The sequence below is a fragment of the Alishewanella sp. HH-ZS genome (genome assembly GCF_001704375.1).
GTDB classification, from domain to species: Bacteria; Pseudomonadota; Gammaproteobacteria; order Enterobacterales; family Alteromonadaceae; genus Alishewanella; species Alishewanella aestuarii.
In genome coordinates this window covers 15,354-29,103 of record NZ_LZEJ01000026.1, presented here as the reverse complement: position 1 = coordinate 29,103, position 13,750 = coordinate 15,354, and the positions used below count along the sequence as shown (strand labels likewise).

The 13,750-nt window shown below is 46.9% G+C and carries 15 protein-coding genes; 8 read left to right on the top strand and 7 right to left on the bottom strand.

All coding sequences use genetic code 11. The features are described 5' to 3' along the window. Positions 1-179 precede the first annotated feature (179 nt). Positions 180-2,234, top strand: a complete 2,055-nt coding sequence (locus tag A9165_RS11320; RefSeq protein ID WP_065955944.1) for a TonB-dependent receptor — start codon at positions 180-182, stop codon at positions 2,232-2,234. A gap of 194 nt (positions 2,235-2,428) precedes the next feature. Continuing rightward, complete coding sequence (locus A9165_RS11315) at positions 2,429-5,302, top strand: insulinase family protein (RefSeq protein WP_065955943.1); 2,874 nt, start codon at positions 2,429-2,431, stop codon at positions 5,300-5,302. Positions 5,303-5,885: 583 nt separating this feature from the next. On the opposite strand, the gene A9165_RS11310 is transcribed toward A9165_RS11315, so the two are convergent. Both A9165_RS11310 and A9165_RS11305 read right to left on the bottom strand, forming a co-directional pair. Beyond that, positions 5,886-7,250 (bottom strand): DEAD/DEAH box helicase, encoded by a 1,365-nt coding sequence (locus A9165_RS11310; RefSeq protein ID WP_065955942.1) that lies wholly within the window; start codon positions 7,248-7,250, stop codon positions 5,886-5,888. After that, positions 7,247-7,801: a hypothetical protein gene (locus A9165_RS11305; RefSeq protein WP_141686156.1), complete on the bottom strand. Its 555-nt coding sequence runs from the start codon at positions 7,799-7,801 to the stop codon at positions 7,247-7,249. Before A9165_RS11305 ends, A9165_RS11310 begins: the two co-directional genes overlap by 4 nt. 75 nt (positions 7,802-7,876) lie before the next feature. On the opposite strand from A9165_RS11305, the gene A9165_RS11300 reads away from it, so the two are divergent. From A9165_RS11300 to A9165_RS16925, 4 genes are all read left to right on the top strand, one after another. Beyond that, complete coding sequence (locus tag A9165_RS11300) at positions 7,877-8,203, top strand: helix-turn-helix domain-containing protein (protein ID WP_065955940.1); 327 nt, start codon at positions 7,877-7,879, stop codon at positions 8,201-8,203. A gap of 271 nt (positions 8,204-8,474) precedes the next feature. Then, the gene (locus A9165_RS17130; RefSeq protein WP_304440047.1) at positions 8,475-8,573 is read left to right on the top strand and encodes a DUF4113 domain-containing protein; all 99 of its coding nucleotides are present in this window, start codon (positions 8,475-8,477) and stop codon (positions 8,571-8,573) included. A gap of 203 nt (positions 8,574-8,776) precedes the next feature. Beyond that, positions 8,777-8,998 carry a hypothetical protein gene (locus A9165_RS11295; RefSeq protein WP_141686155.1) on the top strand — a complete coding sequence of 74 codons (222 nt, stop codon included), beginning with the start codon at positions 8,777-8,779 and terminating at the stop codon, positions 8,996-8,998. A 44-nt stretch (positions 8,999-9,042) separates the two neighbouring features. After that, the gene (locus A9165_RS16925) at positions 9,043-9,210 is read left to right on the top strand and encodes a hypothetical protein (RefSeq protein WP_176714621.1); all 168 of its coding nucleotides are present in this window, start codon (positions 9,043-9,045) and stop codon (positions 9,208-9,210) included. A 50-nt stretch (positions 9,211-9,260) separates the two neighbouring features. Here the strand turns inward: A9165_RS16925 and A9165_RS17125 are convergent, their stop codons facing one another. Genes A9165_RS17125 through A9165_RS11280 form a run of 3 tightly spaced genes read right to left on the bottom strand, consistent with a single transcriptional unit; the run spans position 9,261 to position 10,290 of the window. Further along, a complete protein-coding gene (locus A9165_RS17125; RefSeq protein ID WP_082389681.1) occupies positions 9,261-9,479 on the bottom strand; it encodes a GDCCVxC domain-containing (seleno)protein in 219 nt (72 codons plus the stop codon). Further along, positions 9,467-9,856 (bottom strand): organomercurial transporter MerC, encoded by a 390-nt coding sequence (gene merC, locus A9165_RS11285; RefSeq protein ID WP_055648498.1) that lies wholly within the window; start codon positions 9,854-9,856, stop codon positions 9,467-9,469. Before merC ends, A9165_RS17125 begins: the two co-directional genes overlap by 13 nt. 56 nt (positions 9,857-9,912) lie before the next feature. Next, on the bottom strand, positions 9,913-10,290 hold the full coding sequence (locus tag A9165_RS11280) for a MerR family transcriptional regulator (protein ID WP_055648499.1): 378 nt from the start codon (positions 10,288-10,290) through the stop codon (positions 9,913-9,915). Positions 10,291-10,658: 368 nt separating this feature from the next. Here A9165_RS11280 and A9165_RS11275 point away from each other — a divergent pair, with 368 nt between their 5' ends. After that, positions 10,659-10,886, top strand: a complete 228-nt coding sequence (locus tag A9165_RS11275; RefSeq protein ID WP_065955937.1) for a hypothetical protein — start codon at positions 10,659-10,661, stop codon at positions 10,884-10,886. 73 nt (positions 10,887-10,959) lie between these two features. After that, positions 10,960-11,310 carry a hypothetical protein gene (locus tag A9165_RS11270; protein WP_083216269.1) on the top strand — a complete coding sequence of 117 codons (351 nt, stop codon included), beginning with the start codon at positions 10,960-10,962 and terminating at the stop codon, positions 11,308-11,310. 303 nt (positions 11,311-11,613) lie between these two features. Here the strand turns inward: A9165_RS11270 and A9165_RS11265 are convergent, their stop codons facing one another. Both A9165_RS11265 and A9165_RS11260 read right to left on the bottom strand, forming a co-directional pair. Continuing rightward, a complete protein-coding gene (locus A9165_RS11265) occupies positions 11,614-13,005 on the bottom strand; it encodes a Cu(+)/Ag(+) sensor histidine kinase (protein WP_065955936.1) in 1,392 nt (463 codons plus the stop codon). Next, entirely contained in the window at positions 12,998-13,684 is a 687-nt protein-coding gene (locus A9165_RS11260) for a heavy metal response regulator transcription factor (protein WP_065955957.1), read from the bottom strand. Before A9165_RS11260 ends, A9165_RS11265 begins: the two co-directional genes overlap by 8 nt. Positions 13,685-13,750 lie beyond the last annotated feature (66 nt).

Genomic DNA, 13,750 nt, shown 5'->3' with positions numbered 1-13,750 from the left:
ATGTGATATCATCACATTATTGTTCAGGGCCAAGCACTTTGCGCAAATTAGCGCTTACTCCAGCTTGCACGGCTAACAAGCTTATAGCCCTGGTTTTTCTGGTGTTAATCGAACAGAGCTTGCAGCGCATTGCGCTGCACTTTAGTATGCGGCAACTCTTAGAAGGTGAATAAATTGTGATGTTTAGACTAGCCAAAATCTCGTTAGCCGTCGTGACGGTGCTGGCACATAGCCAGGTTGCGTATGCGGAGCAGTCAGAGGCCATTGCTTCAGAGGCTGCTGCTAAAGTGGAACGTATTGAAGTGCGCGCTTCAGGTTTAAAGCGCGAAGTGGTCGAAATGGCCGGTCCGGTTTCGGTATTAAGCGGTGAAGAGCTGCTGCGCCGCACCGACGTCAGTATTGGCGAAACGCTAAAATACGAAGTGGGCGTACATGCCAATTATTATGGCCCGGTGGCCTCGCGGCCGGTAATTCGCGGTCTGGATGGTGCACGGGTGCAGGTGGTGCATAACGGCATGGGCACCGGCGATGTGTCGCGGGAGGGACCGGATCATACTATTACCGCCGATGCAGTAACGGCACAGCAAATCGAAGTACTACGTGGCCCTGCCACTTTGCTCTATGGCAGTGGTGCCATAGGTGGTGTGATTAACGTAGTGGATAATCGTATTCCACAGCAAATTCCGCAACAGAGTGACACTATCCTGCAAACCCGTTTTGGTACTGCCGCCAGTGATCGTAGTTTAAGCTTTGCCCATGATAATGGCGCAGAGCAGTTTGCCTGGCACCTTGATGGCAATGTGCGTAAAGGCAATGACTATCGCGTACCTTTATATCAAAACGATGAGGGGGATAGCAGTAAGCGCTTGCAAAACTCCTGGTCGGAACATCAGGTGCTGAATATCGGCTCCAGCTATATTGCCGAGCAAGGCTTTGTTGGTGTTAGCTATGGCATCATAAAAACGGAATACGGCTTACCGGAAGGCCCTGCTGCAGAAGAGGAAGAAGGTGAATATATTAAGCTTAATCAGCGGCGGGTTGCTCTGGCAGCAGAATACCGACCGCTCAATAGCCTGTGGCAAAGTTTTACTGCTGATATTGCCTTTACCGATTATGACCATGCTGAATTTGAAGAGGGTGAGCCGGGTACTGAGTTTTTAAGTGAAGCTCTGGAGCTACGTACTACAGCAACCTATGAACTGGCAGACAGCTGGCGCGGTATTGTTGGTTATCATGCTAATTTGCGGGATTATCAGGCCTTAGGCGATGAAACCTTTACGCCAAACACTGATACTGACAGCCATGCCCTCTTTATGCTGCATGAAAAACGCTTTGGTGTCATTAAGCTGGAATTTGGTAGCCGCTACGAGCAGCTCACGCATCAGGCCTATGAGCTAACCGACAGCCTGGGCAGCCGTGATCTAAAACAAAAATTTAATTTGTTTAGCTGGTCTTTTGGCGCGGTTTACGATGTTATGCCAAATCAGCAGCTGACCTTATCTTACAGCCAGGCTCAGCGAGCACCTGCCGCCAATGAACTCTACGCTAACGGCATTCATATCGGCACCCGCTCTTACGAGATTGGCGTAGGCTACGAGGTGAGCAATAGTAACGGCGCGACGCAAATTGTGCATAATCCGGCGCTTGCCAGCGCTGAGCAGGCCAATAACATTGATTTAGGTTGGCGCGGGCAATTTGCCAATATCAGCACTAATGTTAATCTATTTTATAATCAAATAGATAATTACGCCTTTTTAGCCAATCTTGGTTTTGAGATTGCTGATTTTGCCGCTTACCAATATCAGCAGCAAGATGCCCGTTTACATGGTATGGAAGCCAGTATTAGCTGGCAAATTACCCCTGAACATCAAGTTACGCTGATCGGTGATACCGTGGTCGCCCGTTTACGCGATGGTGGTTATTTACCACGGGTTCCGTCCTACCGTTTAGGCGCCGAGTATGCTTATCGGGCAGATAGCTGGGGCGGGCAGCTTGGACTGACGCACTATGGTAAGCAAAACCGGCTGGCCGAAAATGAAAGCGCGACCGCGGGCTACACCCTACTGGAAGCGGGCTTGAACTATTACTTCGACTGGCAGCAACAGGAAGTGATGGCCTTTGCCAAGGTACAGAACCTGACCAATCGCCTGGGCTTTGTGCACAGCTCCTTTATTAAGGAAGACGCGCCTCTGCCGGGACGACAGTTGGTACTGGGTTTACGCTTAAGTTTCTAACCACCCCTCCATCCTCGATACACCATTGCCGGACGGCTTGCTGAACGGCAATGGTGCTCCTGCAGCTTAGCGCTGCCGCCCTTGTGACATATTTTCTTACAAATCCGCTACCGCTCAGACTGGCGTGTTATTAGCGTTTTCGTTAGTATCAGGCTACGTATTTTTTACATTTTTTCGGTAGAAGGATCCGCAAAATGAAAAAACTCTTTATTGTCAGTGCAGTAGCTTTAGCTGTAATCACTGGCTGTGCTCAGCAACAACCGGTGTCACAAGGAACCGTTGTCGAGCAACAACAAGCTACCGCGATTCTGGTTAGCCCTAACGATCAACGCCAGTATAAAACCCTGACCCTGCCGAATAAAATTGAGGTGATCCTGGTATCGGATCCAACCACTGAGAATTCAGCGGTGTCGCTGAGTGTCGGTGCCGGCATGTTGCAAGACCCGATGACACAGCAGGGCCTGGCGCATTATCTGGAGCATATGCTGTTTATGGGTACTGAACGCTACCCGGATCCGGCGGAATACAGCAACTTTGTCAGTCAGCACAACGGTGCCGCCAATGCCTATACCTGGCTTGATATCACCAACTATATGCTGCAGATCAACAATCAGGCCTTTGATGAGGCCTTAGATCGTTTTTCTGACTTCTTTAAAAGTCCGAAATTCTATCCTGAGTATTCAGATAAAGAGCGCAACGCCGTCAATGCCGAGCAATCGATGCGCCGTGAACAGGATTTCCTGGCGCAGTTTGAGCTGATGCGCCGGATGTTTGGCGAGCACCCGTCAAACCGTTTTCTGGCGGGCAGCCTGGAAAGTCTGAGCGACAAGCCGGGTAGCAAGCTGCATGATGAAATGCTGGCCTATTTTGATAAGTACTACTCGGCCAATAATATGAAGCTGGCACTGATTAGTAATTTGCCACTGGCTGAGATGGAGCTGCTGGCGCGTAAGCATTTTGGTGAAATCGTTAATAAAGATATTGAGATCCCAAAGGTAACAGCAGAACTGGATAATAGTCTGTTTGGTGCGAAGCGCATTCACTATGTGCCAAATCAGGATGTGAAACAACTGCGGTTAGATTTTACCATCCGTGACAACAGCGATCAGTATGCCGTTAAACCCAATGAATTTATTGCGTATTTATTACGTTCTGAAATGCCGGGTACTGCCGCCGCTCAGCTAAAAGCGGCGGGCCTGGTTTCCAGCTTTAATGTGTCGGTGACCCCGGATCTCTATGGTAACTACGGTACCCTGGCGATAGATATGAACCTGACTGATGCCGGTATGCAGCAGCGGGAAGCCATCACAGCGGTGGTGATGCAGTATCTGGATCTGATTAAGCAGCAGGGTGTCGATAGCAAATACTATAACGAGATCAAAACCAGCCTGGCCAATCAGTTCCAGTTTCTTGAGAAAACCGATGGTTTTGGCTACGTTGCCGGTTTAACCGCCGCGATGTTAAAGCTGCCGGTAAAACATGTGGTGGCAGCGCCCTATATTTACGAACGTTTTGATGCAGAGGCCATCAACGATGTGTTAACCCAGCTGACACCGGCCAATCTGCGGGTGTGGTATATCAGCAAGCAGGAGCCGCATGACAGTGAGCTGATACGCCATGTCGGTAAATATAAAATCGTTGATATCACTGCCGAAGAAAAAGCCGCCTGGCAACAACCGTTGGTGGCGTTGAACCTGCCGATGGTCAACCGCTTACTACCGGAAAGCTTCGCCATCAAAGCCCGTAGCACGCAGCAAAAACCTGAGCTGGTTGTCGAGCAGCAAGGCATTAAGGCCTGGTTATATCCAAGCCAGGCGTTTGCCGACCAACCTAAGGGCCGGCTGGATATCGTGCTGAACAGCCCGGCGGCACAGCAGGATATTAAAGCCCGGGTTGCCTTTGCGCTGTGGCGTGATTTGTATAGCCTGGAGCAAAGTGCACTTCGCACCGAAGCCAGTGCTGCCGGCATGGATGTTTGGTTAAATGATGGTAATGGTCTGATTTTAAACCTGGACGGCTTTACCGATAAGCAGCCGCTGTTGCTGGAGCAGTTATTAGCCGGTTTAACACCGAAGATCACGGCGGACGGCTATGCGCAGGCGGTTGACCGCTATGTGCGTGGCCTGGCAAACCAAACCCGGCAGGTACCATTCCGTCAGGCATTCTGGGCCTTTAACAGCCTGTATCGTGGCGGCAGCTATAATCCGGAGCAGTTAATTGCGACAGCTCAGGCGATGACGGCGGCAGATCTGCAGCAATTTATCGCCAGTACACTGCAGCAAAATCAGGTACGGGTGTTTGCTTTTGGTAATTACGATAAGCAGGATGTGCAAACTCTGGTCAGTAAGTTACAGGCCGCCTTACCGGCTGATCGTACCGTAACGCCTTACACGCAAAGCCCGTTCTGGTTACCCAAGCCGGGTGATGTGATTACACTGCAGCGTGATATTGATGTCACAGACGTGGCCTTAGTGGATATGCATGTGCATCCGGTTAAAGGGATGGCAAGCCGGGCAGCGGCCAGTGTGCTGGCTTCGCACTTCTCCAATCAGGCGTTTGACAAACTTCGTACCGAAGAGCAATTAGCTTACGCTGTGGGTGGTACGGCGATTGATCTGAACGATTACACCGGTTTTGGTTTGTATATTCAGACCCCGGTCAAGGGCCCGGCTGATATGCAGCAGCGCTTTGAGGAATTTAAACAGCAGTATTGGCAAACCCTGCAACAGGTTACGCCGGAGCAATTTGCCACCTTAAAGCAAAGCTTGCTGATTAGTCTGAACGAGCCACCAAAAAATCTGCAGGAAGAAATGGGACCTTTAGTCAGTGACTGGTATCGCGAGCGCTTTGACTTCGATTCCAAGCAGCAACTGATTGCGGCTGTGGAGCAGGTAACCTTAAAAGATGTGCAGGATTTCTACCAGCAAACGCTGCTTAACCCGCAGGCCGCCCGCTTATCGGTGCAAATGCGTGGTACCAGCTTCCGGGAGCAGCCGTTCGCAACACTACCGAATCAGCAAGTCGTGACCGATATCGCAGAGTTCCAGCGCAAGATGGCTAAGCAATAGTCACGGTTAACACAGCACAAGATCCCTCCGGCAGACACTGCGGGGGGATTTTTTTATGGCCGCCCGGCCACTTCAGTTAGGCTGCTAACTGATATAAAAAGCAGGGTAAATGTCGTGTCAGTTCGGCTAGCGGGCCAAACAAAGGCAGGCGCCAGCCCTGTTAATGCCGGCGCACTAGCGCATGGTCATCAATTACTATTTAGAATCATATCTGGAAAAACTCTGGAAAGCCTTTGTAATTAAGACTAACAGAGCTTTTTCAGAAAAAGAAAAAAATTGTGGAAAAACGACAAAAATACATTGTCTGGAAAAATTATTTTCCAGAGTTTATTTTAAGCGGCGCTAGTGCGTCTGATGCAGTTGCTTGGTCAAGAAAGTGGTCAAAGTTCTGTTTCAGTTAAAAGGGCATTAAAATGGCTTGTAATGAAGGGACTGGTTGTTCAGGCAGGAAAACTAAGAAGCCCTAGCTGGGGTCTAACCGAAGAAGGGCGTAAACTTTATAACAGTGGAATAACATCTTGTGATTAAGTGCAATTAACCAAATACCCCAAAATTCTGGGAAATTAAAACTCAGAGGAGCACCTCAGAATATAGAAAAGACCTGTTGCCGGTATTGACCAATTAACTGAAATGGAACCCAGGACGCAGGAGGACTTTTTTCATTTTGTTCAGTTTTTGTAAAATGCCAGTTCGTTTCTGAGATTGTACCGTCTGCTTTGGCATCGCCTTTAGTTTCTGATTTCGTTCCTGCTGATGGTGTTTCGGATGCAGATTTTCTCTCAAATTTATCAAACTTTACAATCATTTGAGGCACATCTTCCTTCAATCGTTTGGTGAACTCGGTCAAGGCGGGCTCCGCAAAAGTAATAAGATAGGCTTGCTGATTTTTGATATTGGCCATCAACCTCAAAATGCGACCAAGCACTTGACGATAGAACAACTCAGTCCGAACAGTGCTTAAATGAGCGCATACTCTCAGCCTGGGAATATCTGTACCTTCACTCACCATGGCAACACTGACAATCCACTGCGTATTGGATGTTCTAAAATTATCAATAATTTCTTGAGGGTTAGTTTCTTTATAAGAGACTAATACTGATGATTGACCAAACTCACTGATTAATAGTGCTTGGATACGGATCGCTGCATCAACAGAGCTCGCCACCACCAGTCCACCTGCTTCTGGGTGTTCCTGCCTGACGTCAGCCAATTTCTTTACGGCGATGGACAACGTATAACGCAACGCCTCCGTGTCGTTAAGGATGCGGCTATATTGCAGATCCGCTTCAGTCATCGCCATGCAAAGTGAGCTGTAGTTTTTTTGATTTACGGACAGGTTATCGTTATCAATTAATGTAATTTCAGGCAGACGACAGACATTATCTTGAATCGCCTCAGTCAAACCATAGACATAATCCAGCTGGATGGCGAAATCTGGCTTTATGTAACGCGCTAATGATATTGGTGCTTGATCTGTGCGCCATGGGGTGCCTGTCATAGCTAATATGTAATTAACGTTATCGCTAATATTAGTCAATATTTCCCTTCCCCAGGAATTTGATAACTCGGTATCATGACCACCACAATGGTGAATTTCATCGAAAACGGCAAACACACGGCTGCTTTGTAAAAATGACCAATCCGCACTTTTACTGGTGGTCAAAAATTGATAGGTGAATACGCCACCGGCTGCGCCTAACTTTCCATGCATTGGCCTGCCCAAGATTTTGGCAAAAGTAGATTCTATGCTTTTTTGAACGGCTACGGAGGGGGCAAAGCAGACTACGTAGTCAATCATATTTTCAGAAAACAGATATTTAGCAAGTGTAGCAGCCATAATCGTTTTACCGGCCGCAGGAGTTGCTAATGCCATGAAATGTTTTTGACCGGTTTTAAAGGCTTTAAACGCCTGAGTTGAGCACTCTTCTTGCCAGTGTCTTAATCTCATTGATGCTGACTCTTCATGATATTTTCAACCGCAAGGAGTCGACCACGTAATTGAAATGCACGTTCTTTGGCTGCCTGAAAATTCCGATTTAACTTTGCGCCTTGCTCTGGGAATGCATTTAATAGTTCTTGATACTCTTGGATTTCTGCGCTGGTTGTGGCCAATTCTGAGCTGTAAGCGTTTAGCCGTTTATTTAATGACTCAAGAAAAGCAATGGGTTCGGGATGCAGGGAGCTTGTATGACTTTCCTCTGGCATTTGAAGATACTGTTTTTGCATTAATGGGGTGACGACGTAAACATTTTCTTTTGGATCTTTTGCTTTCACCAGCTCAAGCATGCCGCTCTTCTTCAGATTCCAAATATTTTTATAAAGCCCCTTAGCAATATTCACTGAAGTTTCTGTTACTCCTTGAGTAGCATAGAGTTTTCGTAGTTCGTCCAAAGTAAATGAATGTAGCTCATTTGCTTTGATGGTATCGATAATAAAGCTTTTAACTGACATACCGCTTGCTCCGGTTTTTTTTGGATATCGAGGAATAGATAAATCCAAAGGATTCCTTAGTATAAGGGGGGATGAAAACCTAAGACAATCTTTGGATTCGAATTTTGATATGAATTTTCACACTTGGCATACGAATCGTGCTTTCCTTCTAGGCTTAAGGCTGCGAGGAAGAAAAAGGCTATCAGCCAGACAGAGCTTGGACGTCGTATTGGTCTTGATTCACAGTCGGCCAGCGCAAGGATGAATAACTATGAAAAAGGGCGTCATCAGCCTGATTTTAATATGGCTAAAAACATCGCCGAGCAACTAGACGTTCCGGTCGCTTACTTATATTGTGAATGCGATGAGATGGCTGAGCTGATTTTAGCTTTTCATAAGTTGGCATCTGAGCAGCGAAAGCGCCTATTACTTGACTTTTTAGAACTGCAGGGAACAACCCAAGAGGGTTAAAATCCTGTAGGTAGTCGCTTGAATAGTTTCCTCGATTTACTTACCAGCCAATCAAGAACGTCAAGATAGCAGCGAAATGACTACTCATATGTACTCAGCTGTCTTATCGATGCTGATGACGCTGATATGAATGCCTTTTGAGGTGTGATTTATCCGAGGTAGCGTGATTCACCAGGTTGATTTGTTCGAACCTGAGCCTCCCACTTACCAGAGCAAAGCACTGATGACAGTCATTGATACCATCAATACCAAAACAGGCGGCAAAGTCTAGATTGCGAGCCAGGGTATATCGCAAGCATGGATTTTGAAGCACGCGATGCTATCGCCGCAATACACAACGAAATGGACGGATTTACCGGTAGCCAAGTAAGTTCTAAAAAGTCACACATAATTGATCTAAGGCGTAATTGCGCATAGTATTTCAGCTGAGGGTCCTGGCATATCACTGCAACCTGCAGACCACCGGGAACACGGGAATGGCCAGTCGAATTGATTGGCCTTTTTCTTGGTCAAACTATGCCAATCGAGCTACCTAAAGCAAACCGCGAGTGCTTTATACACATAAGGGACGCCATGAGTTATACCGTTGAAATTACCAAGGACAACCTTATCCGAATTCCTGATATTCTCAGTGCTGAGCTAGGATTTTCCTTAGGGGACATTTTGGTTTGTGTAATGTATAAAGATCGCCCTGAAATCAGCATGGCAAAGCATAGTGACCAGACATTAACTGACGAGCAGATTTCTGCTGCAGGAAATTTAACTCGTGTGGTAAGCATTGAAGCTGCCGAGTGATTACGGATGCAATACGCTCCCTCAGAGCATTATTAGGTAACAAGATGACAATCAACACAGCTATAAAAAACGACCAAGAATATGAAGCTGCATTAGAAGCCATTGAGCAAATTCTTGAGGCTGTGCCTGGCACGCCTGAAGGTGATAAGTTTGATAGCTTGGCAAAGATGATCGCAGAATATGACGATATTCATCACAAGCTAAACGAGTAATTCAGTACCAAGTTGTTCTTTGAATCGTCACTAAGTGCCAAAAGCAGACATTAAGATTTGTTGCAGCAACTGCTTCCTTCTTGAATAGGAGGGCATTTAACGGTCCCGTAAGAACAATATACGCAACAGTCACCTTTTAACGGCTTGAGCAGCGCTTTGCATCCTTCACATTCGTAATACCACTGGCAAGCGTTTGTTGGCATGGTCTCGACCTTACTAAACCCGCATTCGGGACAAGTAATCTTAGACTCTAATTCTATACCTTGCATACGGGTTCCTTAACAGGCTTGACGATATCCAACACTGACATAAATACCATCCATGTGATCCCAAAGTAAAATAAGTAAGTGCTCCAATCGTATTGCCACAACGGATAAAGGGTCAGTAATACAGCAATTGGGCCAATAACACTTAATATGCCTCTTGCCACATGCTTATGTTGATACCAATTGTACGAGTTGACCAATAAAGCGAGCGCAGCAAATAACGGTAATAAAGTGTTAACCGCTATTCCTTCAAAATGTGACAGGAAACCTAGCCCTAGAGCTGATGCTAGAGAGCCTAAAGCGGGAAAGCAACCTGTACAACTAAGTGCCGCTAACCATACTCCACCGGAGCCTACTTTATCTAGAATTTTATTAATCATAATTACCTCTACTTTTGAGGTAGTTTAAACTCCGTATATGGGTACGGAGTCAACAGCTAATTGAGCGAATTTATTATTGGACAGGAATTGGGGTCTTGATTGGCTTTGCAAGAATTTGTCATATCTTGAATCACTTGTTCTAGCCGTTGCAAATCGGCAATTTTTTCTCGGATCAGCTCAAGCTTGTGTAACCCCATCGATTCGACATCAGCGCAGTTTCCACTCATAGACATGAGTGAAGCGATTTCATCAAGTGTAAAGCCCAAAGCTTTAGCTTTTAATATGAATTTAAGTTGATTGATGTGAGTTTTGTCATATATACGATAACCATTATCAGGTCTTGGTGGCTGCACGATAATCCCTTTACGTTCATAGAATCGGACTGTTTCTACGTTAATGTCTAGTTCTTTAGCCAGCTTTCCAATGGTTTTCATAAGTAGATTCTCTTAAACAACTAGCATCATTTTAACATTATTAGACAAAAGCTGAACTTCCGATAATCGCTCAAAGTGAAGATCGTATCTGAGCCAAAAGCAGACATTACCTATGAAAACTGTAATGACGGCTTATAGTGAAAATCGACCCTGCGCCATTAGCCGACATTCGTGCCATTTAGCTTTTACTGAGCCACAAAAGATTAAGAGTGCAGAACTTTACTTAGGTATTGACGTTCAGGACGCCCTTGCAGCATCAGAAAATTTAGATATTTTAAGTGCAATAAGTGCCTTCCTAGTAAAACACTTGCGATATCAACGTTATTTAACTACGTTTAATATAAATAGCGTTCCTTGCTGAGTTTGTTATGGATATCCGGTTTGTCAATGAGTCGCAGTTCAAACAGCAGCTATTAAGATGGCGCGATGCTGGCCCTTCACTACTATTATTACCAAGGGTTGGCCGAGTGGGCCAGCAATATCGAATTTCTATCGTGGATATTAATAACGATGGAGAGTATGCACTTGAGCAATCTTTTTCATGTTATCAACAACTACTAGCCTGGTATGGTGCCATGCTGGATGAAATTTCTTAGGCTAGCTGCAATAGTGAGCAGAGCTAAAAACTTTGTTTTCTTTCACAATGGATAATTAACTGAGGATTGCCCCGTGTTGTTCGAAATCCTTATATCACTGGTATTTGCAGCAGTAATTCTTTATCTATTTCATACCTTAAATACATGGCGTGCTGACCGGCAGTTCTACGAGAATTTGAAATCTCAATCATACAAGTTTTTGAGTGAAGAGGCGTTAGCTCAAGCTCTGCGTGAAGCGGACGAGGTTGGATTGGGTAAGAGTTTTCGGGATTACATAGTCGGCATACTTAAGCATACTGGTGAGGAAAAAATAAGAGTTGGTCATCTACTTTGGATTTTTGATCAATTAGAGGCAGGGATTGTGTTTGCTGATTGTGGCGTGATTCCGAAATTTACCGTGCATGATAACGTTTCATTTAAATAAAGTGTGCCATCAGGCTAGCGACTTATGTCAGACGCATTAGACGGACTTCTCTACACAATATTATTTCACACTCACTTTTCGACATATTCAAGCGTTTCCAGTATGATTAATCTCTGAATTTGTTATTTTTTTAACCTTAACATCAAAATTATAGACAGGATTTATTAGCACATGGAATGGAAGGAACAACCTAAAGCATTCAAAATTTATTTGTATTCGATGCTAGCTATTGTTTTCTTGTTAGGTACGAGTATCTGTTACTTGGCTAATACCCGCATAGCACCGCGGTGAGTTTAACCGACGTCACGCCAGTTTAAGCCTGATGCTAAAGCGGGTAGAGCGCGCATCTGATTCGACGCTTAACTGGCCCTGATGAGCATCGACTATGGCTTTGGTAATGGCTAGGCCCAAACCCGAGCCTTCTATCTGGCGTTGGCGCGAGGCGTCAGCACGATAGAAGCGATCGAATAAAAACGGCAAATGCTGTGGCGGGATCGGCTGGCCCGGGTTTTCTACCGTGATGGTGGTGCTGTCGGCTGCTGCGGTGGTGCTGACGGTAATGGTTTCGCCGGGCGGGGTATACCTAAGCGCATTGGATAATAAATTGGTCAGGGCGTGGCGCAGCAAGGTGCGATCTGCCTGCACAATAATATTGGCACCGTGATAGCTAAGGCCAACCTGACTTTCTGCCGCCCAGGCTTCGAAAAAGTTGAAAATTGCGGCCACTTCCTGCTTTAGCTCCAGCGGCTGCTTTTGCAGTGTTAACAGGCCATTGTCACTTTTGGCCAGCCACAGCATATCGCTAATCATTTTATTCAGCCGCTCCAGCTCTTCCAGATTGGAGAACAGCAGATTCTGGTACTCGTCGGCGCTGCGCGCGCGCGATAAGCTGACCTGCGTTTGCGTGATCATATTGGTCAGCGGCGTGCGCAGCTCGTGGGCGATGTCGGCACTAAAGTGCGACAGCTTGGTAAACCCCTGCTCCAGCCGATCTAACATCAGATTAAAAGACTGCACCATGTGGCGCAGTTCGGTCGGGACCTCGCCCGGGGACAAGCGAATATCCAGTTTACTGGTTTGAATATCACGCATTTGTTCGCTAAGGCCTCTGAGTGGATTCAACCCCTGATGCACCGCCAGCCAGGCCGCCAGCAAGGTGAGCAGTGCAGAGCCGAGTAAAATCAGTCCCAGGCTGCGCTGTAACTGCGCCAAGAAATGGGTATGAAAACTGATATCAATAGCGGCAATCACCTGATACTGTTGATCTGTCGTAGCAAGGCGGCTGAACACGCCGCGATAGGCTTTGCCGTCCAGCTGCCAATTGTGGATGGCTTTGGCATTATAGTCGGTGTTCGCTGGGGTATTGGCTGCCAGCAGGCTTAAGTCAATGTCGGCGTTACGGTAGACTAAGCGGTTCTGGCTATCCATCACCTGATAGTAGACACCGTGATGGCCCGATACCGCTTTTGCCAGTGTCTGTGTCGGCTGTTGCTGGCCGTTCTGCCCGGCTGTCAGCGTGTGCTCAACCGCGTGCAGGATCACGGCTAACTCGTCGGCATCCTGTTCGATAAAGTGATGTTCGACGGAGCTAAGCAGCAATTGCTGCACGAAGAACAGGCAGATCGAAATAGTCAGCGCGACGAAAAGGACCACGCGAACGGTGATCGACAGGGGGCGTGTGCCAGCTTTATGCATCAGTTTGCTCATCGTCCAGTTTATAGCCCATACCGCGCACGGTATGGATCAGTTTTGCCGCAAAGCCGTCATCAATTTTGCCGCGCAAGCGGCGAATAGCAACGTCAATCACATTGGTGTCGCTGTCAAAATTCATATCCCACACCTGCGAGGCGATTAACGAGCGCGGCAGAACTTCACCACGGCGGCGCATCAGCAGTTCAAGCAAGCTAAGTTCCTGATTACTCAGCGCTATTTTGGCACCGCTACGACTAGCTTTACGCTTAGCAATATCCAGTTGTAAATCGGCAACTTGTAATAATTCTGACTGCGGTGCGGCCTGACCACGGCGTAGCAGGGTTCTGACCCTTGCCAGCACCTCTGAGAAAGCAAAGGGTTTGATCAGGTAGTCGTCGGCGCCAAGCTCCAGGCCTTTCACCCTGTCGTCGACGCTGTCGCGGGCCGACAGAAATAGTACCGGCGTATGGTTATGATTTTCTCTTAGCGCCTGAACAATACGTAAGCCGCTGACGTCCGGCAGCATCACATCCAGCATGATTAAATCGAAATCTTCTGTCATCGCCAGATGATGGCCATCCAGGCCATTTCTGACCAGTGACACCTGAAAACCGGCTTCGCTCAGGCCTTGCTTTAAATAGTCACCGGTTTTTTGTTCATCTTCTACAATCAGCAAACGCACCTTGTTCTCCCCAAACATGGATCTGGCATAGCTCTGGCAGTATTACGCCATAAAGCAGCAAACAGC